We start from the raw sequence: 21204 nt of genomic DNA on the forward strand, positions 1-21204 counted from the left end.
ACGCGTCGATACACTAGGCGGTTCGACCGTGCACGCCATGGCGAACAGCCCCAGTCAGAAACTCGCTTACTTTGACCCCGGTGACCGTACCTTCGACACATGCCTCCGTCGCAATTTTCTCCAGCGCGTTACGGTTCTTATTCAGAATGGCCTTCGCACGATCCATCTGGAGACCCAGCAACCGCTCCACACGTGTCTGCCAGCGTTTGCGAATCCTAGCACGGAACCCACAAAGCAAACGCAAGCGAAGGACACCGACGATGCGGCGAACATAAATCCTAATTTCACAAGGAATCCCAGTGAGACTTTCCTCCGCGGGGACATTGAAATATCGGCGGAATATCGCAGGGAATACTACAAATACATCCTTGCGATCTCGACCACCCTTCTCGCTTTCACAGTCTCATTCCAACCTACGCTTCGCGTACCACCTGAACATCTATGGCTGGAAATGATTGGCTGGGCTGGATTGGGTGTGGCGGTAGCTGCCGGTGTACGTGTCCACATGGTCTGGTCGAAATTCTATGCAGTCACCCAGAAGTACTTGAATAAAGGCAAGAAAGAAGAGGGTTATGCAGTTCGTAAGAGATGCCACCAGGAGCGCCGAATCCTCGAAGTTCTAATGTTGGTCGGTCTCATCATAGGCGTAGCGGGCGTGGTCGGTTTCACGGCGGCGAACCTCAAAAACGTCGCGATCAAAACCGATGAGACGCGGGTGCCCGAACTCGAGACTGGTGGGTGACCATGCCTTTCAAACCAGACAAGTGGCTACCCGCCCTGCGGGCACTTCTCACCAAATACCCCAATATATCGAGTGCTTGGCGAAATGCGGACGCCGACACGATCCGGGGGGCCATCCGAGGCGTCAGTCCTTACACCGGGAAAATCAAGAAGGACGGCGCCGCACGTGTGGTTTTCAACATCTCGTCTGCTGATGTCCCCTCATTCACTAGGAACTCACGTGTCGATGCCTACGAGAACAGGTATGACCACGCCAGACGCATCGGATCCGCACCATGCATCGGCTCGCCGGACGCTCGTGAGAAGATCGACCGGATGCTTGCGACGCTATTCGGCGCCACTGCTGGCTGGGACAAGCTCTACTACGGAGCAGTGGAACTGAATGGATCGGGCATCCGCTACTACGGGGATGTCTGCCTTGTCCTGGACGACAGCAAGGTATCGCCGACGACGAAGGTTTTGAATCGCAATTCGTTCGACCTTATCTGCGAACCTCTTCGATCGAAGACACACATTAGCGACGTCTGGGACCCAAAACTCGCAGAGCAACAAGCAGACGTCGTCGCAGGTCAATGGGACGAAGTCGGCGACATGGCCGCTTGCAAGGTGTTGAAACCTGGCGCGGACGGTGATCGACGGCTGACGATCGGGGCAATTTCAGAGGGTATCCTGGCGGATGAAGATTATCTCGAGGTTATCAGGGAGAGTTCATTCAACGTCGGAGATCTAGCGGAGGCAAGGACCAGCGCAGCCGACGCCGCAGTCGATGGACTTGTCGCTGACCGACTCCGTCGTGGTCCCATGCCGAGCTGGTCCGAGCTGCTGTGGCGTCACCGCAGGCGAAGGGCCGACGAAGCCCTCAAGGCGAAGTCCATTCCCACCAAAGTGGTCGTCAGTTCTGGGCGGGTTCGTACATGACTGAGGCCTGGCGCATCGATAGTGTTGACGCCCGTGCTGGCCTAGCCTTCGCAAGCTGGCGCATTGCGGACTTGGAGCTCGACACGATCAACCTCAACAAACCCGCAGTATTCCTTTCGCCTCCTTTGTTCCAGGCCGAAGCACTTACAAATCGAGCAATAGGCTTTGGCGCTGCGCGAGGAAGTGCGCAGTTGGGCGTGTTCGTCGGCGGGGCTGAGCTTGCCTTCGAAACACTTGGCGAGCTCGCAGAATTCGTACGCCGCGTTTATGTCGGCAGCGGCAGCGGTGACACTGACGGTGGCGGAGGCCTTGGGGGTCCGCCTCCGGCCCCGGATGGGCCGTCCCCAGAAGTGCCTTCCGGCGGGAGAGGCACCTTTGGAGAAGTACTTGAGCATCCTGTCTTGCGTGCGGCGAGGGAGATTGTAGCTGCAATCGCTCGTCTGAAATTCGAAGCGGGTGCACCGGTTCAAACAGAGGAGATCCATGTTGGCTCGGCTTCCGTGCAGGGTGACATCGGAGGATCAGCACTTCTCGTAGATGGGGCCACAGAGATCGTCCTCGAACTTCTCCGACGTTTTCCGTTACGCGGAAACGACGACGCAGTCATGACTTGGTCCCAGAGCGCGCAAAGTCTCGGCACGGCTATAAGCCGACTCGACCTATGGCGTGACATCGTAGAAGGCCCGTATTCCGAGGACTTTGAACGACTGCTACCTAAGTTGATGCCGGTGGTCGGCGAAATGCGTCAGTCGTACCGGCGATACCTGCTCCCTGAAGCGTTTTGCGGGACTGCTGCGGATTGGGACTTCGATCCAGTCATCGGTTTCCTATCACTAGGGTCAAGAGTCGGGAGTCATGGCGACCCGGTAGATTGCCTCGCAGCTTGGCCTCTGCCCGCGGAAATTAAGCAGCTTGCGATTCTTGGTAAGGTTGAGGATAGCGCTTTCAACCTCCTGTGCGCGATCAACGCTAACCCGGCGATCCTCGCTGACGCGCCACCGATAAACGGGGAGCGAGCTTGGTCGGTGGCCGTATTCGCCGCTGCCAACCTTCTCGCCGAATTCCAACCCCCTGTCACCGCGTCTAGGTTGCTTCCAGGAGTCCGGGTGGGCGCACGCCGGACTATAACTAATGCGGCGATCGACTGGCTCATACAGCAATGGCCGACTTTGGCATTTCCGAAGGAGGTGGAAGATATGATCCAGGCAGGAGTGAGCGCATAAGCTTCAGCTTCGCTGTTTCCAGCGAAAGGCGTCGAAATTCAGCGTGTCAAAGAAACGGCGAACTGTTCAACTGAAGGCCTTCCTCGATGGCCGCAGCCTTCCGTTTCACCCAGAGAACAGCCGTCAGTTCCGTGCAAATGCCGACCGAGGGGAAGATGCGCTGCCGAGATGCCAGGAGGTCGTCGAACGAGCCGTTCAGCCATCGATCGTATGCGTCACGATGCAGCAGGGCCGGCATCCGGTCATGGACAGGGCGGACGGCGTCGTTCGCATCCGTCATCGCACCGGAATAGACCGACCCCCATTCGTCTGACACCCGCCAGAGGCCGCCCCAGGCGAACGCAGGCTCGTTCTCAACGCTTAACCAGGTCCGCGTCTTCCGGCCTTTCTCTCCCTCGGCTTCCGCGAACGCGGTGACGGAAAATATAATTCAGATTATTTTACTTAACGTACTTGTAGGCAATGAGGACCCATCCCAGATGCGTCGTAATGCGGATGTATTACCGGAAATTATTTCTGAATATGTCATATTCATTATGATTGCGATGATTCATAGGAAGCAAAGCTACCTCCCTATTTCAGCGCCTTCGGCGTAATGGTGACGACAACATTCCGCAGTGTGGAGCAACGCCAGCCACTCCATTGCGACTTTCAAGATAGGCGATAGCCAAGTAAGGCAACAAAATCTTTCTTGTTATTTTATGCAATCTATGGCAGCGTTAGGTGCGATTATAACTATTCGATGTGGTGAGGGCGATGCGTAGAATTTCTTTGGCGTTGATCCTGCTTTTGTCTGTTTTCGGATCCGCGGTGCCTTCGGGGCCCGCGTTTTCGGCCGGACAGTGTGATCCCAACGTCCAGAAATGCTGAACGCTAACAGTTCAGTGGCCTAAGAGGCTGCATTTGGGGGGCAGACGTGGGCGACAAGGTCGTGAATGTCTGGCCGCAAGACGTTCCCACGTCCTTCTGGAGCTATCATCTTCTCCGGCTGGAGCAACGTGACCTGTTGCCGCTAATGGGCGTCCGGCTAGAGTGGAATTTCGTATTTGCGTTTCTGTTCGGCGCGGCGTTGGTCGCCGTCTTCGCATGGCGGCGGTTCAGGCAGCCTAGTTCTCAACCCGATGAATACGACTACGAGGTGGTCAAGCGGCTCGCCCCGACACAGTTGCGCGGCAGCTATGCCATGCGGCAAGCGTATTTCTATTACGCTGGGATCCTGTTGGCGATTTATGCAGCTCTGACCTTTTTCGGTGGGCTGATATTCAAGGCCGTGAACTACATCCCGATGGCTGGACTAGAGGTAAATATCGGCCGCGGTACGCTGACGAGCCCGAGCTGGCCACTGACGCTCGCGATCGGTATGGCGGGATTTGCCCCGCTGCTGAGACCCGTGGAGGTCTTGGAAACTTGGCTCCGGAGACAGGTACACGGATGGGCAGGGGTTCCGATGCAACTCAAGGAGCGTACGCGCCGCTTGCTGCTGACGCTCGACCAGCACACCAGGCCGGCTGTCCAGAAGGCAATCCTCGCAAATGGGAATTCCCACAAGCCAGACCAGACGGACGGGAATGGCGTCAGCGTCGCGACGGAAGAGAGGGCTGGCGAAGACCCCATAGTTCAAAAAGTCAACCGCGTGAAACCCTGGATGCGGATCCTTCTGGAGCGCACCGGCAACTTTGCTCCGCTCATTCGGAAATGGACAGAACTCGAAATCCTCACCGAGGCGATCCGCGATCCCGGCTCCTGGCCCGATACGCACGTTCTCGACGAATTGCAGCCTTTGGCGCGCGAGCAACGCCAGACGGCGGAGCGCGCGCTGCTTGCCCTCGAAGACCTCTTCGAATCCGCCTACCCGGAGGAGAACAGGGGAGGCATCGCTAACGGCTCCACCAACCAAGAGGCCGAAAAAGAAGTCCACGCCCGCCAACGCCGCCAAGTGGAAAACATGCTGGAAGACACGGTTGCGAAAATCGATAAGTCGCGACTTGAGCTCGCCGCTATTCTCGCCGTCTATGCCGAACGAAGCCCTTACTTGGAGGAGGCAAGCGATGCCGGCCAAGAAAAGGCTAAGGCGAGCGATTTACACACGACGCTGAAAGCGGCTGTGAAGGAGATCACTCCGCTTGAGCGACGGTCGGAGCCAGGCTTCTGGGTTCTGATCCTGCTGCCGCCGATCTTTTGCACCTATGCTCTCATGACCCGGCTTGGCCTTCACTCGCCGCTTAGCGATGTTGACCTTACCGCCATGACGATTTTTGCCACGGCCGCGCTCGAAACGCTGCAAGTCGCATTGGTCTTCTTGCTGCCGGTGCTCGCGGTTCTGGCGCTCAGGCAATATCTCACGGACGTCGACAGGCGTCGGCACCTCGGAAATCTCCACACTCGCCGGCAATCTACCGAGCGGATGATCTACTATACAGCGCTCGCCACCGTCGTGGCGGCATTCGGCCTCACGCTTCTCGCCATGTTTTGGACGGCTTTGATCTCTGACAATACGGATCGCTTTCTCGATCTACTGTACACGCGCAAGCAGTCGGCGTTCGGCGTCTTTATACCCAAAAGCGTTTGCGCCGCTATCTTCGCGTGCTTTGTCATACGAGCATCGGAACGCTGGCCCCAAGGCAAGCTGGCGGCCATTATCTACGGCGCGATTGGCGCGGTGACGACAGCGGCGGCGGTGCTGGGCCTCAGTCTCGCGTGGCTATCGGGTTGCCTGACGGATGTCGTCGCGTGCAAGCCGTTCGAGACGCTGAAGGCCATAAATCTCAATCCGGAAAGGTCGAGCCTCTATCGTTTCTATAACCTCACCGACTTGGTTGTCTACTTTACCGTCGTCTTCGTCGCGGTCACCAACGCCGCCTGGCCTCCATCCAAGCATGCAACGGAGACCGGTTCGGCAAAGCAGAAGACGCCGGACGGGTTGGTATTGGGCCGTACGGCCACGTCCGCTTTGTTTATCGCCGGCTTCGCGATGGTGGTGGCCTCGAGCGGCACCACGTTTGCCGGAGAGGTCGGTCCGCAATCGCCAACAGCGGAGCCGATAACCGTGAGGGCCGGATTTCGTGCCGATGCCGAGCCCTTCTCGTACAAGGCCGGCCCGTTAGGCACCCAGCGCTATCGAGGCTATGCCGCCGACCTTTGCTACAGCATCTTCGCCAACTCCCCCTATCACCTCGAGGAAGTAGAGGTGAATGCTACCGACCGGTTCGACAGTTTTCGGACGGAGGCGCCGGAGAGAAAGACAGAGATCAATATTCTCTGCGACCCGACCACGTTGCGATTTTGGAGGAGCAACGAGACAATCGACGGCTACTTCTCGCCCATCGTGTTCGTCACTGGCGTTTCCTATCTCGTTCGCCGCGTATCCGGATCGCGCGCCGGCACCGATTTGGCCTACGTCGAGAATACGACGGCCGAGCAGGTCGCAGCACGGGCGTGCGAGGTCGATTTGTTCGGTATCAACTCGTCTTCGGGCCAATCGAAAGATTGCACTACGCGACATGCTACCTGTCCAGAGTCCCCCGGTATTACGTGGAAAGTGCCCCTGGTGAGACTGTGCCCTTTTCCGACATACAACGCGCTCACCGAATGGTTCTGCAGCCAGCGGATGGGTAGGCAGCAAGTCTATTTCGGCGACCGGGAAATCATTCAGGCGAAGTTCGATTCGTGGCGGACAGCAAGGCGGTGCCACGAGCAGGATGTCGAGCGGTTCGCGGCGTTCTACACCTATGAGCCCTACGCGCTGCTCGTTTCCCGTCATCGGCCCGAACTAGCCCGCTTCGTGCAGCGGCGTGTTTACGATTTCTTCTCGCACCGTACAAAGGCGATCGCCCTTTTCACGACCTATTTCCCGGATGTCCAGATTTCGCCGATCATGGCGAACCTGATGCTCCTGAACGGTATCGATGAGCCGATGTACGACACAGTTCCGAGCTATCTCTTCGATCAAAAGTCCGGCGTAGAACCTCCGTCGGACACGGACGCGAAGATGCAGGATGATCAGGATCTTCCGGCACAGCGATAACGATTGGTGTTGCTTGCACGCGACAAGCCTTTGGTTGCCTTTTTTGCGAGAATTCTTGCGACGATGGGGGGGGAACATGGCATTATCTCGAATAGTATCCGACTTGCTGCGGTCTGCCGCGCCTACACTTCTGTCGGCGCTTGCGATTCCGCCGCCCTTCAACATCATAGCGGCGGCGGTCGCCTCCACGGCGCTTGGTCAGTTTGCGCGCAATGGTCAACCTCATCACACACCGGCTGCGGCCCCTCCCGGCTCAGCTTCGACTATAGCGACTACACCGGATGTCAAAGTCCTCACGCCGGAGGATATCGTCAGAATAGTCGAGCAGAACTCAACCAATCCGCAGTTGATGCGGTCGCTTACGCAGGCGGAAAACGATCTTAAAAAATACGAACTCGATACGGGCTTGAAGTTCACCGAGCTCGCGACCAAGGATCGTGCACGAGCGGGTGATTTCCAGTCTGCCAGCAACATTGCACCTATGGTTTTCACAGCAGGCATGTGGCTGGTCGGAATTGCCGTCGTCGGTATGATCTTTATGGTAGGAGCCCTCGTTCTGCTGGCCTCTGGCTTTTTTGAACTCACCACCAACAACCAACTTTCCGTCGCAGCCTTCGGTCTCATCGGCACCGCCGTGGGCTTCATAAACGGCATCGCCGGCACGGTCGTCAGCTTTTATTGGGGAAGCAGCCAGGGCTCCAGAGAAAAGTCGGATTCGATAGCCGAATCCATGAAAGACCTCACTCAAACCCGCAACATTCCAAACTATGCGCCACCGCCTGTCCAACCTCCTCCAGTCGCTGCCAATCAACCGGTTGTCGCCGCTGACGCGCCAACCGGAGGACCCGTTTCGACAGGAGTGACCCCGGCCAAGCTTAGTCTCTTGGCTGAGCTGCTCCCCGAGCTCACGACGCCGCATAAGGTGTATCCTGAAAGCGTCGATTGGTGCCTGACGGCAACGGGAATTTCGATCGAGGGGGCAGCAGCGGTGGGAAGCGCCGGGAAGCCGGTCACGGTGCGCGATATTTGGTCTAAATACGGGGACCTGTGCACACGATCAGCCAAGCAATATGGTGTCCCGATCGAATTGATTGTTGCCACGATAGCCACAGAGAGCAGCGGCAAACCGGACGTTCGGCGACCTGAGCCCAAGATCAATGACGAGAGTGTGGGGCTCATGCAAACGCTCGTCGGTACGGCGAGGGAGGCTCTGGGGCGGCAAAGTATTAAAGGCGATGATCTGCTGGATCCCGGCCTGTCGATCGACGCGGGTACCGCATACATCGCCAAGCAACGCGGCAACAACCACTTCGACGCGCCGCTCGTCGCTGCTGCCTACAATGCTGGTTCGCTACGCAAGGACGCCGCAGAAGCCAATCGATGGCGTCTCCTCTGCTACCCGACTGGCACCGGCAACCACGTCGACAAGTTTGTCACCTGGTTTGCCGATGCCATGCGGGTGAGCGGAGAAGAGAACTGGGCAGCATCCTCAGATACGCCGAGCCTCGCGGCGCTGTTCGCTCAACCGAATGGTCAGTCGCGCGCGGTGCAACCAGCGGCAGGCGTAGCCGGCGACACTACAGTGTCGACCGGCGACAAACAAATTCAGCAGATGCTTTCGGATCTTGGATATCTAGACCCGCCGCCGGACGGCGATTTCGGGCCGGTCTCCAAATGGGCGCTGGCTGTCTGCTGCGCTAAAAACGGTAGGGCCTATGATGGAGTAACGGTCCCCGCGGGCATCCAAAATGCGCTTACCGATCCGGTGAGCGCCTTGGCGCCCATCCCAAAAACGGGGGCGTGGTTGGACCGGGTAGTGGACTACATGATATCAAATAAATATTGGATATGCCTATATCCGGAATGCAAGAACATCGTCTATCTGGAGGGCACGTGTCCAGATGGAACGCTCAACGCTAACGTACCCAATGCCTTTAACGATCTTCGTCTCGTCTTCTGGATCGACAGTGGCGGCAACTTGCAATTTAAGTTTTGGGAGGCGACGACGGAGCCTGGGCGGTTCTGGACGATGAATCCAATGGACGACAAAGGAGCTGCCCGCATTGCGTTTGGTCAGTACAAAGCCTGGCGTGTTGGTACCCACCGAGCCGGCACGCCGAGCGCGCATGAGGCACTCGTCCAGGTCGAGCCGTTGCGGGTCTACCGGGACCTGAACAAGGACTACTTAAGAGCCGGCGATAAGGTCTATGAGGGTCTATTTGGTATCAATCAGCATTGGGGCTACGATGGCGATAGATTAGATCTAGGGAAATCAAGCGCTGGCTGCCTAGTCGGAAGGAGCACTGAGAGCCACCGTGAATTCATGAGCCTTCTCAAGGCCGATCCGCGTTACGTAGCGAGCAACGGATATCGCTTCATGACCGCGATCATGGATGGAAGGGTAGTTCTAGGTTGAACCACAGATGGCTTCGCATTTCCGAGCCGAGTCGACCATGCTGAACCGCACCGGGTCTGCCGGAGGCCGTTTCGTTTAAGCTATGCGGCAATGGCCGGTCCGTCCAGCATGGCGTACCGGTCCTCGGCTTTGGCTGGCGGTATGTTCCCGATAGGCTCCAGATTTCCGCAAGGGGCCGGTAGCGGACGATCCGGTTTCGGGCGAAAAGGATGAAATAGCCGCCTTATAGCGCTGCTTACGGTGTGCCCAGTCTGAACCCGACCGCACAAAAGTGTAGAGATTTGTTCCTTTCGGGGCGCCCTAGCCCCATGGAGACGCAGATGCCCGTCGACCGCCCGAGTTCATTCATCGGCGACTTCACGCTGGCCAGAAATGTCGCGCACAGTCTCGATGTAGTCAGCACATTGTGGACCCTACGGGAGGAGGCGAACCCGGCGAGGAAGCGCTACCTCCAGAAGCCAATGATCATCCTCAATGTGGCGATCATCGAGGCCCTGCTCTACGACCTCCACAAGCGGGTCAAATGGTTCACCCGTGAAGGGGTCATGGGCATGCCGGCGAATGTCATTACCTACATCCGAGGGAAACAGATTGACAAGCTGGAGACCCTCATCGCCAGTTGCCGGAGGCATGACATATTCGACGAGCTAGGGTAGACCTTTTACGACGACCTCGATCTTCTCAGGCGGATTCGGAACCGGCTGCATCTGCAAAACGACAAGAACGATCTGGAGCCAGATGACGTCAATGCATTCTCGGCAGAACGGCTCACGCTCTCGGAGCGTGCAGTAGAATTCGTCATGATGACGCTTGAGGCCAAGCATCCGCGGCCGGGCAACACTTACACTCGGCCGTTTCATCTGCCATGGCCGAGCTATTTCGCCTAATATGAAAATTCCAGTGCCAGTTGCAAGTCGGAAGCCCAAGGGGGCAACCCTCTCCCATAGGCAGAAAAAGCGATGCGGCTGAGATTAGCCTTGGTGCGTTCCAACCGTCTTCGAAAGGAACATATCCTTCATAGTCAAGATACATTCCTTCTGAGATTTATAAAGGCTTTAAGCATCGAAATTCGGGAAGCTAAGTGGCAATAAGATCAGCGAGCTTGTGAGCCACGACCGCTAACGTGTCCTCTCCAGTGCTTAGGCCGTTGCGCGAGGCCAGCAGCGGACTGACGTCGCGAAGAGCATCGTAAGTCGTGTGACCTGAGACCCAATCTCCCTCCAGTTTTCGGGAGAGTCTTGGATTTTTAATCTGGCCTCATGCGGCCTGTTTTTCCATGGCCATTTTCATTGCGAATTCGCTGGGGGTGATATTGCCCAGCGACGAGTGCGGTCTGTTTCTGTTGTAATCCTCCTTCCATGCAGTGATTGCGGCGCGGGCCTGAGCGAGCGACGAGAACAGCGTCTCGTTCAGGCACTCGTCGCGGAAGCTGCCGTTGAAGCTTTCGACGAAGCCGTTTTGCATCGGCTTGCCGGGGGCGATGTAATGCCATTCGACCTTGCTCTCCTGGCACCATTTGAGGATGGCCATGCTGGTCATCTCCGTCCCGTTGTCCGAGACAATCGTCCTCGGTTTTCCGCGTCTGGCGATGAGACTATCCAGTTCACGGGCAAGCCTTGCGCCTGACAGGGATGTATCGGCGACCAGGCATAGGCATTCGCGGGTGAAGTCGTCAACGACGGCCAGGACCCGAAAGCGGCGACCGTCGGTGAAGGCATCGCTGACGAAGTCCAGGCTCCAGCGCTCATTGGGACGCGAGGGCAGAGCCAGAGGACGCCTTGTCCCCAAGGCTCGCTTCCGGCCGCCGCGCTTGCGCACCGTCAGCTTCTCCTCCCGATAAAGACGCCGAAGCTTCTTCAGGTTCATGACGATCCCCTGCCGGTCGAGCATGACGTGGATACGGCGATAACCGAAGCGGCGTCGTTCAGATGCCACCTTCTTCATCGCCTCACGAATGGCCGCATCGTCAGGCCGCACGCTGCGATATCGCATGCTCGACCGATCCACCGACAGAACCTCGCACGCCCGACGCTGGCTCACCCCATGCTGCGCACAGACATGAGCCACCGCATCCCGCTTCACATCGGGCGTCACCATTTTTTTGCAGCGACATCCTTCAGGATCGCATTGTCCAGCATGGCTTCGGCGAGCAGTTTCTTCAGCTTGGCATTCTCGTCCTCAAGCGCCTTCAGCTTGCGCGCATCGGACACGTCCATGCCGCCATACTTCGCCTTGTATTTGTAGAAGGTTGCGTCCGAGATGCCGTGCTTGCGGCAGACGTCCGCCGTCTTCGCGCCCGCCTCCTGCTCCTTCAATATCCCGATGATCTGTTCTTCCGTGAACCGTGAACGCTTCATTCGTCCGTCTCCTTGATGTGACGGACTCTACCAAAATCTGGAGGAAGGTCAGGGGCTCAGGTCAGAGGCGACAGGTTCGATGTCACAGATTAGCGCGTAGCCCTGTTCCTCATCGGTGGGGCCTGTTTCTTATTCTTTAGTTTGGTGCCGAGAACATTGAAGTTACAATTCTGCGATTGTATGACGAACCATAGCGAAGGCCGGATGCCGATAATCGATAGAAGGCTGTTGAGGGGATGCTACGCGTAAGACGCGTGACAAAAAATGGAGCCTACATGCAAGCACTGCTTCACAATCGGTGAATTTGTCGCCTTTTTAAAAGGTAGACAGCAAAAGCCACAAACCAAGACCCCCATAAGTCGGACGCGCAAGAGTTCTGCTTCAGGCAACGACCATTCTCGGATCTGGTTGCGCCGGTGAAGGCTAAGGCCGATGCTCGAAAGGCAACAATGGGAGACTTCGATGGATCGCGAGCAGATTGAGCCGATACTGGCATCAATGACCGAGAGTTTGGAGAGGGGCGCATTTCCCGAACTCAGCTTTCAGATCGACTTCTACGGGCCCCTAATCTGTGCGTGTGGCAACGACGACTCGAGCGCGCGACTGACCGAACTATGCGTTCGAGCGAAAAGCGGGTTTGATTTCGAGAAAAAGTACGGTCGGTGGTCACTGCTTAAGCATGACCACACGGCTTCTATCGCAGTCTATCGCTTGAATCCGCTTGATTCATTTTTCAGCTTTGCTTCGTGAGCAGCGATTGCCCGATAGACCGCAGCCTCGTCCAGCAATTCAAGCGAAAGTCCTTTTCCCACGAGGAAGATACGCATCGGAATTTTTGAGCCGCGTCCCTTGAAGACGCCAATGGCAAAGTAGCCCCTCGGCAATACTAGACCGGGCACCCCGTCCACGAATTCTTCGTCGTCCTCGAGATGAAACTCCTCATCGATGCGGATGAAGTCGTTGCTCAGCGGAACTTTCAGCGTCAACATCAGGTGACCGTCGTCATCGACTTCGAGAACGACCGTATCCTCGAACACTCGGCTACTAATCTGGATATGCATTGGGTTCTCCGTTCCCTCCCTGATATCCTAGATTTTCATAACGTCCAGTTAGCGAGAACGAGCCAATTTCTCGGCGCGATCTTCAATGACCGCATTCCTGAGCGCGGGCATGTGGGGGGATATGACGTGGCGGACCCATTGTTAAGCCTGATCTATGCCGTCGCCATGGAGGTGGCTCCGGTGTTCTGGGAGCGACAGATTGTGATTTCCCCGATTAGCGTTCAGACCAGTTTCCCGACGATATGACGCGATACTAACCCGGTCAAAGCCGGGATTCTCTGCGTCTGGGAGCGTCATTTTCAAACCGGGCTAAAGCTGCCTGGATTCGAATAAAATTAGCCAAGAATTGCAATGGCCGAAATTCACAGTCGGAGCTTATTCAGGCGGACGAGACAGCGTGCGCGATCTGCGGCGGATCGAAGTTTCGTCCAAGGCCGTATCGTGCGTGATGACAGTAGTGTCACTGGCGCATGGTCTTGACCTGAGCGAGCGCCGGATCCGCCGGATCACATCCCATACGTTTCAGTACCCAGAACATTGATCACCGAACGCAACAACTTTGCGCGCCGTCGGCATCGCGTTCAAACGGTGATCTCGACGGCGCTACCATCCGGCATCACGATGACGGCCTCGTAGAACCCGTCACCGGTCCATCTTGGGCCTGACCGCAGACAGCCGGCCAGCCGGCAACGTTCTGCCAAAGCATCGACTGCACTCTCGCTGCCCAGGGCGATGGCGATATGGTCCCAGCCAACGCTTTCTTCTGAGGCGTCCGTCACCCATGGTCCGGACATGAGCTCGATCTGGTCCTCTCCACCAGGCAGGTTCGCGAACCGCGAGGTGAACCCTACCCTGTTCTTGCTTTGGTAGGCTTCGCCGACAGTTGCGTCGAAATAGGTCTCGAAAAACCGGGCGGCTGCGTCGAGGTTGCGGGTCCAAAGTGCGGTGTGGGCGATGCGCATGAGGCCTGAAAATCCTGTTTGATGAGCTTGCGATAGTGTGAGCGATGCGGGCATTGCCAACAGATGCTTCACGTCGATGCGGAACCGCCATCTAGTGCGACATGCACCTGGACATCGCACCGCGCGAAGTCTCCGCGGTCGAATTCGCCATCCTCCACGATGAGATGATCGATCATCGACGTGTCCGCGACCTTGAACGGCGCGACTGTGCCGAGCTTCTCGGCCGTCGCGGCGACAACGAGAATGCTGCTCTGGTTCACCATGGTCCGCTTGAGTTCGGCTTCGCTCGGATCGAGCGCAGTGACGCCGGCGATGCTGTCCACGCCGCATACGCCGATGATGAACATGTCCGCATAGACCTGCATGGCTTCACGTATCGCCTGCGGCCCGAGGCACGCGCCTTTCGCCTGATCGTACAGACCGCCGAGTACAATGACCGTGAAGTTCGGTCGGTCTGATAGCGCCGTCGCAATCACCGGCGCGTTCGTGATGATCGTCAGCGTCTGGCTCGGATCGAGCGCGTTCGCGACCGCAAGATTGGTGGATCCGGCGTCGATGAACACGGTCTGGCCGTCCTCGACAAGCCGCGCCGCCGCCCGTGCAAGGCTCGACTTTCGATCCTTATCCAATGCAGTTCTGGTGGCCAGCGTGCCGAAATCCGGCGTCGGCAGCAGCGCGCCGCCATAGACACGACGGCAGAAGCCCAGCTTGGCGAGTTCGCGCAGGTCTCTGCGAACCGTGTCTTCGGAAACGTCGAACTGCGTCGCCAGCTCGCTCGCCACGACCTTGCCGCGGATGGTCAACTGCTCGCGGATGCGGTCGAGCCTCTCTTCTGTCAGCAAGTGCCCGTTCTCCTATGAAGTTTCTGCACGATCTTGCACATTATTCCACATTCTGTACACAGGGCATCATCAAGGATGGCGACGATCTCTTCCGCAATCCAACGCCGAAATCCAGGAGCTACTGAGATGCCGAACGCGCAGATCCTCACAGGACGCCCCCGCACGGGAGGCCGACACCAATGGGCCACGCGCTCCAGCTTTCTCATTGCCGGCTCGGCCATGGCGGCCTGGGCGCCGCTGGTTCCTGTCGCCAAGGCTCGAATCGGCGTAGATGACGGCACGCTTGGCCTGTTGCTCCTGTGCCTTGGCCTGGGCTCTATCGTGACCATGCCAATGGTCGGCATTCTCGCGAGCCGATTCGGATGCCGGGCTGTCATCGTGGCAAGCACCCTGGCGCTGGCCCTCGTGCTCCCGATGTTGGCGGTCGCCGATTCGCTTCCCGGCATGGCGATCTCGCTGGCGCTGTTCGGGGCAAGTGTTGGCGCGGTTGACGTCGCGATCAATATTCAAGCCGTCATGGTCGAGAAGGATAGTGACCGCAACATGATGTCCGGCTTCCATGGGCTGTTCAGCGTTGGCGGCATTGTCGGCGCGGGCGGCATGAGCCTTTTGCTCGGCGCCGGCGTTTCACCCCTGACCGCGACCTTGATGTTCAGTGCGCTGCTGCTTGGCCTGCTGGCGCAATCCTTTCGGGGCCTCCTGCCCTACGGAAACCAGGAGACCGGGGATGCGCCGTTGTTCACCATTCCGCGCGGCATCGTGGCCTTCATCGGCTTGCTGTGCTTTCTGGTTTTTCTTGGCGAGGGCGCGGTGCTCGACTGGAGCGCTCTGTTCCTCATCGGCGCACACCTGGTCGATCCGACTCAGGCAGGCTTTGGCTACACGATGTTCGCCATCGCGATGACCGTCGGTCGGCTGACGGGCGACTGGATCGTCAAAACGCTCGGCGGCATGAAAGTCGTGGTCGGTGGCGGCACGCTCGCAGCACTGGGTTTCCTGCTGACAGTCCTGGCTCCCAACCAGCCCCTGGCGTTTGCGGGCTTCCTTCTGGTAGGGCTCGGCGCTTCCAATATCGTGCCGGTTCTGTTCACAGCCGCCGGCAAGCAGACCCAAATGCCACCCAGCCATGCGATCGCTGCCATCACGACGATGGGCTACGCCGGAATTCTCATGGGTCCGGCAGCCATCGGTTTCGTCGCCCATCACTATAGTCTGGGTGTGGCCTTCGTTCTGGTTGCTGGCGGCATGGCGTTCGTCGCGCTCACCTGGCCTTTGACCGCGCGACGGTAACGCGCTGACCCGGCCTAGCCGTCAGCAAAGTCCCTGAGCTTGTCACCCGCCATCCGGTAGCGGATCCACTCCTTCTGCGGTTCGGCACCGATCGCATCGTAGACACCGATCGCCGGTTCGTTCCAGTCGAGCACGCTCCACTCGAACCGTCCGCACCCGCTCTCGACAGCGATCTTCGCGAGATGCCGCAACAGCGCCTTCCCGGCCCCGAGCCCGCGAGCGTTCGGCGTCACGTAGAGATCCTCGAGATAAAGTCCGTTCCGTGCCTGCCATGTCGAATAATTGAAGAACCAGATGGCCATGCCGACCGGTTTGCCATCGCTTTCGCAGATCAGGCCGCGCGTGACAGATGTCGGGCCGAACATCGATATCTCAATCGTCTCGACGGTCGCCGCAACCTCATGCTCGGCCTTTTCGAAGATCGCGAGTTCGCGGATGAAAGACAGGAGCGTTCCGGCATCGGCACGGGTGGCGTCTCGGATGGCAAGTGTCATGAAATGATCCGTGAAGTTTCGGCAACGCCAAATGTGATCGCCCGATGGCCGAGTGAGGGTCCGCGGCCTATTCGGCCGCGTCCTTTACCTCGGCGATTTCGATCTCGTAACTGTATCCGTCCAGCATGCCATAGGCCTGCTCGATGGTCTGGATCTCGGAATCGGCCTTGCTGATCGCATCGGCAATCGTTTCGCAGCGGGATTTCAGCATGCGACCCAGAACATCCGTTTCCGGCTTGCGGCCGATCCGGTTGATGTGATTGCGGATCCGGGCGCGGTGGCGCTCCATCTCGAGAATATGGAAGCGCGCATTGACGATCCGGTCCGTGAGCTTGCGCCGCATCGAGGAAACCGGATCAAAGCTGCCAGGCTCGCGCTCATCGAGGATCATCTCGTTGACGAGCATCTCCAAAATGACGAGACCCTGCAGGTCCTTCTTGTCGGCAAGCTCGGGATCGTAACCGGTGTCGTCATAGACTTTTCGGCGGATCGGGTCGTTCAGGAGCTCGAAGGATGCCTTCAGCTGTCCGAACGTTTCCGCATCGCCGCCGGTATCGGGATGGGCGGATTTCACCCGTTTGCGGTAGGCAAGCTTGATCGCCGTCACATCCGCCTCGCGCGAAACACCAAGAATTTCATAGGGATCGATCACAGTGCCACCTGTTTTCGGAAAGTCATATCAGAAAACGCCAATCCAGTCGTAGCGACGAAGTCCAGTCGGCTCAAGCCATTATCCATTCATGTGGCCAATTAGGGGCCATCAGCCGGCAAGTCTTGCCCCTGCCCCAAAACCGACCGGTTTTCCACATGCAAGCGATCAACGCCTGAGACGAAACGGCCGGCGCCCATCGGCCACCGGCGCCATCAGGAAGCTGATGAGAACGGTCGGAAGCAAAACGACGAAGGTGGCAACCAGGCTCACATGCTCTGCAATGAAGCCCAGAAGCGGCGGCACCCCGATCGTGGAAAGCATCAGGGTCAGCGCGAGGGCTGCAAGATTGTCGGAGGGCTGTCCCTTGCCACGGGCAATCGTGGTCGAGACTGCCAAGGGAAAGGCCAGCGCGATCCCGCAGCCGATCAGAAACAGCGCCACGCCGGCAACGACGAGGTTTGCGGCGGTCACCAGCAGCACGATACCGAACGCGACGGCGATAGCGGATCCCCGGATCAGCGAGATCGGTCCTGCGACTTCCCGCAGCTTGTCGCCCGACAGCCGCGTCAGTCCCATGCCGACGGTGAAGACGGCGTAGAGGACGCCGGCCATCGCCGGATCCGCCCCCATTTCCTCGCGCAGAAAGAAGATCGCCCAGTCGTAGACCGCGCCTTCCACGATGCAGAGCCCGAACACCATGATGCAGATGAGGATGATGGTCTTGTCCGGCATGACGTATGCGGATTTTCTTTTCGTCGTCGGCGCAGCTGGCGCCGGGTCGGCGGCCGTCACCCGGAAGACGGCAAAGCAGGCTACGAGGACAAGTAGCGCCGCCACGCTCTGCTGCACAAAGGGCGATACGCCCTGCGCTGCGAGGAAACCGGACGCAAGCGATCCGAACAGAAGCCCGACCGACCAGAACCCGTGGCTTCTCGCCAGAACCTTTGTGCCGGTCCGCTGCTCGATACCGGCGGAGATCATGTTGGCGGACACATCGAAGATCGTGCGAAAAAAGCCGAACAGGAAGAAACCGAGGACAAATAAAGGGAGCGGCGCGGCCGCCAGGATCGGGCTCAGAAGCGCGACAATGGGCAGCGTGATGACCGCGGTCAGCCGTGGCGTAAGCCTATCGGTGATCCGTCCGGCCAGAGGTAGCGCCAGAAACGTGCCAACCGGGGCGCTCAAGAGCGCCATCCCGAGCACCGCCTTGTCGATGCCCATCGATTCCTGAATGGCCGGAAGCCGCGTGAACAGGGAAACGAACAGAAGAGCATTGCTGAAATAGAGCAGAGCCGGCGCAAGTAGGGTCATTACGGAATTCCGAAGCAATCACATCAGACACACTGGTGCACCGCGACTTTGACGACGACAAGACATGAACGTGGGACCCTGCCCTGCGTTAAGGTTTGCCGTCCGACTGGGCAGATCGCGGTGATGCTGAAAATATCCGCAACGCCACCTTTCCCTTTGGTGAGTATGCTCTAAACTTCATGGAAGCCGATGCTGGAGAATGTCAGATGCGCTTTCGAATAGCCTCTCTTGCCGCATTCCTCTTTCTGTCACCCGCAGGTGTCGTCCACGCCGAAGATCCGGTCGCCGACGCCCGCGCCGTCATCTCCGCCCAGATCTCCGCCTTGATGAATGACGATGCCGACAAGGCCTATTCTCTCGCTTCGCCGGGGATCCGCAGTCTTTATCCGGATAAAAAAGTCTTCTTCGCCATGGTGCGAGACAACTATGAAGCTGTCTATCAAGCCGGCACCTATGCCTTCGGTCGTTCCAAACTGGTGGGCGGCGGCGAAGTCGTGCTGCAGGAGGTGATGATCAGTGCCAAGCAAGGCAAGGACTGGACCGCCATCTACGAGATGCGGCTGATGGATGACGGTTCCTACAAGGTCAACGGCGTCCGGATGATCCGCAATACGGCAAGCCAGGGCATCTAGTCTAAACATGGTCGGCAGGGGCACCGCCCCCTGCCCGCTAGAACATCCTCAGACCGGGTCGATATCGCCCTTGGCCCATTCCGCCTGGGTCTCTGCACAGAAATCCTCGAAACGACCGTTGGCGATCGCTTCGCGAATGCCCTTCATCAGATCCTGATAGTAGTTGAGGTTGTTCCACGACAGCAGCATCCCGCCCAGCGATTCGTCTGCGCGAATGAGATGATGCAGATAGGCGCGGGAGTAATCGCGTGTGGCCGGGCAGCCAGACTCCTCGTCGAGCGGTCGCATATCCTCGGCATGGCGTGCGTTGCGAAGATTCACCTTGCCGCGACGGGTGAAGGCGAGACCGTGACGGCCGGCCCGCGTCGGCATCACGCAGTCAAACATGTCGATACCGCGCGCGACCGATTTGAGGATATCATCCGGCGTGCCGACGCCCATCAGGTAGCGCGGCTTTTCGGACGGCAGAACCGGAAGCGTTTCCTCCAGCATGCGCAGCATCACGTCCTGAGGCTCGCCGACGGCAAGCCCGCCCACCGCATAACCCTTGAGGTCGAGCTGTTTCAGCCCTTCGGCAGACCGCACGCGGAGCGCCGGAATGTCACCACCCTGAACGATGCCGAACATCGCCTTGCCCGGCTGCTCCCCGAAGGCCACCCGGCAGCGCTCTGCCCAGCGAAGCGACAATTCCATCGCGCGCTCGATTTCCTTGGCCTCGGCCGGAAGCGCCACGCATTCGTCGAGCTGCATCTGGATATCCGAGCCAAGCAGGCCCTGTATCTCGATCGAACGCTCCGGCGACATATGGTGCTTGGAGCCGTCGATATGGCTCTTGAAGGTCACGCCCTTCTCGTCCAGCTTTCTGAGCGCCGAAAGCGACATGACCTGAAAGCCGCCCGAATCGGTGAGGATCGGATGATCCCAGCGGATCAACTTGTGCAGTCCACCGAGCCGCGCAACCCGTTCGGCGCCCGGCCGCAGCATCAGGTGATAGGTATTGCCGAGTATGATATCGGCGCCCGTATCGCGCACCTGGTCGAGATACATCGCCTTGACGGTCCCGACGGTGCCGACCGGCATGAAGGCCGGTGTGCGGATCGTTCCGCGCGGCATGGAGACTTCGCCGAGACGGGCGCCGCCGTCTGTTGCCTTCAGATTGAACTGGAAATTTTCGGTGGTCATCGGTCGTTCCTGAAAAGCAGGCTTGAGTCGCCGTAGGAGTAAAAGCGGTAGCCGGACGAGATGGCATGGTCGTAGGCTGAGCGCATCGTCTCGAGCCCACAGAAGGCCGAAACCAGCATGAACAGCGTCGATTTCGGCAAATGGAAATTGGTCATCAGCATGTCGACTGCCTTGAACCGATAGCCGGGCGTGATGAAGATGCCGGTCGCACCGCTCCAGGGCAGTATGGTGCCGTCGTCAGCCGCAGCACTTTCAATCAGCCGCAGCGAGGTCGTGCCGACGCAGACGATGCGCCCGCCCCTCGCCCTGACGGCGTTGAGATGCTGCGCGGTCTCGGCACTCACGTAACCGATTTCCTGATGCATCTTGTGGTCTTCGGTATCGTCCACCTTCATCGGCAGAAACGTTCCGGCCCCCACATGCAGCGTCACGAAATGCCGCTCGACGCCCGCCGCGTCCAGCCTGGCAAACAGGTCGGGCGTGAAATGCAGACCCGCTGTGGGCGCAGCAACGGCGCCCTGCTCGCGGGCATAGATCGTCTGGTAATCCTTCGCGTCCTGCGCATCCTCGGGCCGCTTGGCGGCGATATAGGGCGGCAGCGGAATATGGCCGACCGACAGGATCGCTTCGTCCAACGCAGGGCCTGAAAGATCAAACCGCAGCGTCACCTCGCCGCCCTCACCCTTGTCTTCGACTGTCGCGCTCAGCGATCCCGAATGGCCAAACTCGATCCGGTCGCCGACCTTGATCCGCTTGCCGGGCCTGGCAAACGCCTTCCAGACATCCGGTTCGGTGCGCATATGCAGCGTCGCCGAAACCTGCTGACCGCCGGCGCCTTCACGATGACGGATGCCTTCGAGCTGCGCGGGAATGACTTTCGTGTCGTTGAAGACCAGCGCATCGCCCGGCTTCAGGAATGCCACCAGATCACTGACCCGCTGGTCGGAGAGGACAGGATCGGCGCCGGCGTCGACGACAAGCAGCCGGGCGCTGTCGCGCGGGTTTGCCGGCCGCAGCGCAATGTTTTCCTCGGGCAGATCGAAATCGAATAGATCGACACGCATGATGGATGAGCTTCCAGAATAGGCAAGGCCCGCCC

General features: G+C 58.6%; 18 protein-coding genes. 8 read left to right on the forward strand and 10 right to left on the reverse strand.

The genetic code is table 11. The features are described from left to right. Positions 1–37 precede the first annotated feature (37 nt). Genes J3A65_RS09525 through J3A65_RS09535 form a run of 3 tightly spaced genes read left to right on the forward strand, consistent with a single transcriptional unit; the run spans position 38 to position 2882 of the window. Positions 38–742 (forward strand): hypothetical protein, encoded by a 705-nt coding sequence (locus J3A65_RS09525; RefSeq protein ID WP_209900882.1) that lies wholly within the window; start codon positions 38–40, stop codon positions 740–742. Positions 743–744: 2 nt separating this feature from the next. Next, positions 745–1659, forward strand: a complete 915-nt coding sequence (locus tag J3A65_RS09530; RefSeq protein WP_209900884.1) for a hypothetical protein — start codon at positions 745–747, stop codon at positions 1657–1659. After that, a complete protein-coding gene (locus J3A65_RS09535) occupies positions 1656–2882 on the forward strand; it encodes a hypothetical protein (RefSeq protein WP_209900886.1) in 1227 nt (408 codons plus the stop codon). The genes J3A65_RS09530 and J3A65_RS09535 overlap by 4 nt, the downstream gene beginning before the upstream one ends. A gap of 46 nt (positions 2883–2928) precedes the next feature. On the opposite strand, the gene J3A65_RS09540 is transcribed toward J3A65_RS09535, so the two are convergent. Further along, the gene (locus J3A65_RS09540; protein ID WP_209903424.1) at positions 2929–3312 is read right to left on the reverse strand and encodes an SOS response-associated peptidase family protein; all 384 of its coding nucleotides are present in this window, start codon (positions 3310–3312) and stop codon (positions 2929–2931) included. Positions 3313–3798: 486 nt separating this feature from the next. Between J3A65_RS09540 and J3A65_RS09545 the strand changes: the two genes are divergently transcribed. The 3 genes from J3A65_RS09545 (at position 3799) to J3A65_RS09555 (ending at position 9978) form a co-directional block, all read left to right on the forward strand. Beyond that, complete coding sequence (locus J3A65_RS09545) at positions 3799–6906, forward strand: hypothetical protein (protein WP_209900888.1); 3108 nt, start codon at positions 3799–3801, stop codon at positions 6904–6906. Between the two features lie 76 nt (positions 6907–6982). Further along, positions 6983–9322, forward strand: a complete 2340-nt coding sequence (locus tag J3A65_RS09550; RefSeq protein ID WP_209900890.1) for a peptidoglycan-binding protein — start codon at positions 6983–6985, stop codon at positions 9320–9322. Between the two features lie 320 nt (positions 9323–9642). Then, positions 9643–9978, forward strand: coding sequence for a hypothetical protein (locus tag J3A65_RS09555; RefSeq protein ID WP_209900892.1), 336 nt, complete (start codon positions 9643–9645; stop codon positions 9976–9978). 601 nt (positions 9979–10579) lie between these two features. Here the strand turns inward: J3A65_RS09555 and J3A65_RS09560 are convergent. The 4 genes from J3A65_RS09560 to J3A65_RS09575 all read right to left on the reverse strand — a co-directional run bounded on the left by J3A65_RS09560 (position 10580) and on the right by J3A65_RS09575 (position 14544). After that, positions 10580–11679 (reverse strand): IS3 family transposase gene (locus tag J3A65_RS09560; RefSeq protein ID WP_209899056.1). Its coding sequence is split into 2 segments (ribosomal slippage): positions 10580–11427 and positions 11427–11679, totalling 1101 coding nucleotides; the frame shifts between segments, so codons are not numbered across the junction. Positions 11680–12383: 704 nt separating this feature from the next. After that, positions 12384–12740 (reverse strand): hypothetical protein, encoded by a 357-nt coding sequence (locus tag J3A65_RS09565; protein WP_209900894.1) that lies wholly within the window; start codon positions 12738–12740, stop codon positions 12384–12386. A gap of 581 nt (positions 12741–13321) precedes the next feature. Further along, positions 13322–13702 (reverse strand): VOC family protein, encoded by a 381-nt coding sequence (locus J3A65_RS09570; protein ID WP_209900896.1) that lies wholly within the window; start codon positions 13700–13702, stop codon positions 13322–13324. 68 nt (positions 13703–13770) lie between these two features. Beyond that, the gene (locus J3A65_RS09575; RefSeq protein WP_209900898.1) at positions 13771–14544 is read right to left on the reverse strand and encodes a DeoR/GlpR family DNA-binding transcription regulator; all 774 of its coding nucleotides are present in this window, start codon (positions 14542–14544) and stop codon (positions 13771–13773) included. A 126-nt stretch (positions 14545–14670) separates the two neighbouring features. On the opposite strand from J3A65_RS09575, the gene J3A65_RS09580 reads away from it, so the two are divergent. Then, entirely contained in the window at positions 14671–15834 is a 1164-nt protein-coding gene (locus tag J3A65_RS09580) for an MFS transporter (RefSeq protein WP_209900900.1), read from the forward strand. 14 nt (positions 15835–15848) lie between these two features. Here J3A65_RS09580 and J3A65_RS09585 read toward each other — a convergent pair whose 3' ends face one another. The 3 genes from J3A65_RS09585 to J3A65_RS09595 form a co-directional block, all read right to left on the reverse strand. Continuing rightward, positions 15849–16328 carry a GNAT family N-acetyltransferase gene (locus J3A65_RS09585; RefSeq protein WP_209900902.1) on the reverse strand — a complete coding sequence of 160 codons (480 nt, stop codon included), beginning with the start codon at positions 16326–16328 and terminating at the stop codon, positions 15849–15851. Between the two features lie 67 nt (positions 16329–16395). Further along, on the reverse strand, positions 16396–16980 hold the full coding sequence (locus tag J3A65_RS09590; protein ID WP_113165235.1) for a DnaJ domain-containing protein: 585 nt from the start codon (positions 16978–16980) through the stop codon (positions 16396–16398). Positions 16981–17145: 165 nt separating this feature from the next. Further along, a complete protein-coding gene (locus tag J3A65_RS09595) occupies positions 17146–18291 on the reverse strand; it encodes an MFS transporter (RefSeq protein ID WP_174196646.1) in 1146 nt (381 codons plus the stop codon). A gap of 206 nt (positions 18292–18497) precedes the next feature. Between J3A65_RS09595 and J3A65_RS09600 the strand changes: the two genes are divergently transcribed. After that, complete coding sequence (locus tag J3A65_RS09600; RefSeq protein WP_209900904.1) at positions 18498–18923, forward strand: DUF4864 domain-containing protein; 426 nt, start codon at positions 18498–18500, stop codon at positions 18921–18923. Positions 18924–18971: 48 nt separating this feature from the next. Here the strand turns inward: J3A65_RS09600 and tgt are convergent, their stop codons facing one another. Both tgt and queA read right to left on the reverse strand, forming a co-directional pair. Next, positions 18972–20105 (reverse strand): tRNA guanosine(34) transglycosylase Tgt, encoded by a 1134-nt coding sequence (tgt, locus tag J3A65_RS09605; protein ID WP_192076911.1) that lies wholly within the window; start codon positions 20103–20105, stop codon positions 18972–18974. After that, on the reverse strand, positions 20102–21169 hold the full coding sequence (queA, locus tag J3A65_RS09610; protein ID WP_209900907.1) for a tRNA preQ1(34) S-adenosylmethionine ribosyltransferase-isomerase QueA: 1068 nt from the start codon (positions 21167–21169) through the stop codon (positions 20102–20104). The genes tgt and queA overlap by 4 nt, the downstream gene beginning before the upstream one ends. Positions 21170–21204: the final 35 nt, after the last annotated feature.

Origin of the sequence: Rhizobium sp. PvP014 (assembly GCF_017876855.1) — a bacterium.
GTDB classification, from domain to species: Bacteria; Pseudomonadota; Alphaproteobacteria; order Rhizobiales; family Rhizobiaceae; genus Neorhizobium; species Neorhizobium soli.

What these genes read in the sequence shown, in the direction of transcription:
- J3A65_RS09530 (WP_209900884.1), top strand. Translation starts at nt 745, where the DNA reads ATGCCTTTCAAACCAGACAAGTGGCTACCCGCCCTGCGGGCACTTCTC.
- queA (WP_209900907.1), bottom strand. Translation starts at nt 21,169, where the DNA reads ATGCGTGTCGATCTATTCGATTTCGATCTGCCCGAGGAAAACATTGCG.
- J3A65_RS09570 (WP_209900896.1), bottom strand. Translation starts at nt 13,702, where the DNA reads ATGCGCATCGCCCACACCGCACTTTGGACCCGCAACCTCGACGCAGCC.
- J3A65_RS09565 (WP_209900894.1), bottom strand. Translation starts at nt 12,740, where the DNA reads ATGCATATCCAGATTAGTAGCCGAGTGTTCGAGGATACGGTCGTTCTC.
- J3A65_RS09580 (WP_209900900.1), top strand. Translation starts at nt 14,671, where the DNA reads ATGCCGAACGCGCAGATCCTCACAGGACGCCCCCGCACGGGAGGCCGA.
- J3A65_RS09600 (WP_209900904.1), top strand. Translation starts at nt 18,498, where the DNA reads ATGCGCTTTCGAATAGCCTCTCTTGCCGCATTCCTCTTTCTGTCACCC.
- J3A65_RS09550 (WP_209900890.1), top strand. Translation starts at nt 6,983, where the DNA reads ATGGCATTATCTCGAATAGTATCCGACTTGCTGCGGTCTGCCGCGCCT.
- J3A65_RS09595 (WP_174196646.1), bottom strand. Translation starts at nt 18,291, where the DNA reads ATGACCCTACTTGCGCCGGCTCTGCTCTATTTCAGCAATGCTCTTCTG.
- tgt (WP_192076911.1), bottom strand. Translation starts at nt 20,105, where the DNA reads ATGACCACCGAAAATTTCCAGTTCAATCTGAAGGCAACAGACGGCGGC.
- J3A65_RS09585 (WP_209900902.1), bottom strand. Translation starts at nt 16,328, where the DNA reads ATGACACTTGCCATCCGAGACGCCACCCGTGCCGATGCCGGAACGCTC.
- J3A65_RS09555 (WP_209900892.1), top strand. Translation starts at nt 9,643, where the DNA reads ATGCCCGTCGACCGCCCGAGTTCATTCATCGGCGACTTCACGCTGGCC.
- J3A65_RS09535 (WP_209900886.1), top strand. Translation starts at nt 1,656, where the DNA reads ATGACTGAGGCCTGGCGCATCGATAGTGTTGACGCCCGTGCTGGCCTA.
- J3A65_RS09525 (WP_209900882.1), top strand. Translation starts at nt 38, where the DNA reads ATGGCGAACAGCCCCAGTCAGAAACTCGCTTACTTTGACCCCGGTGAC.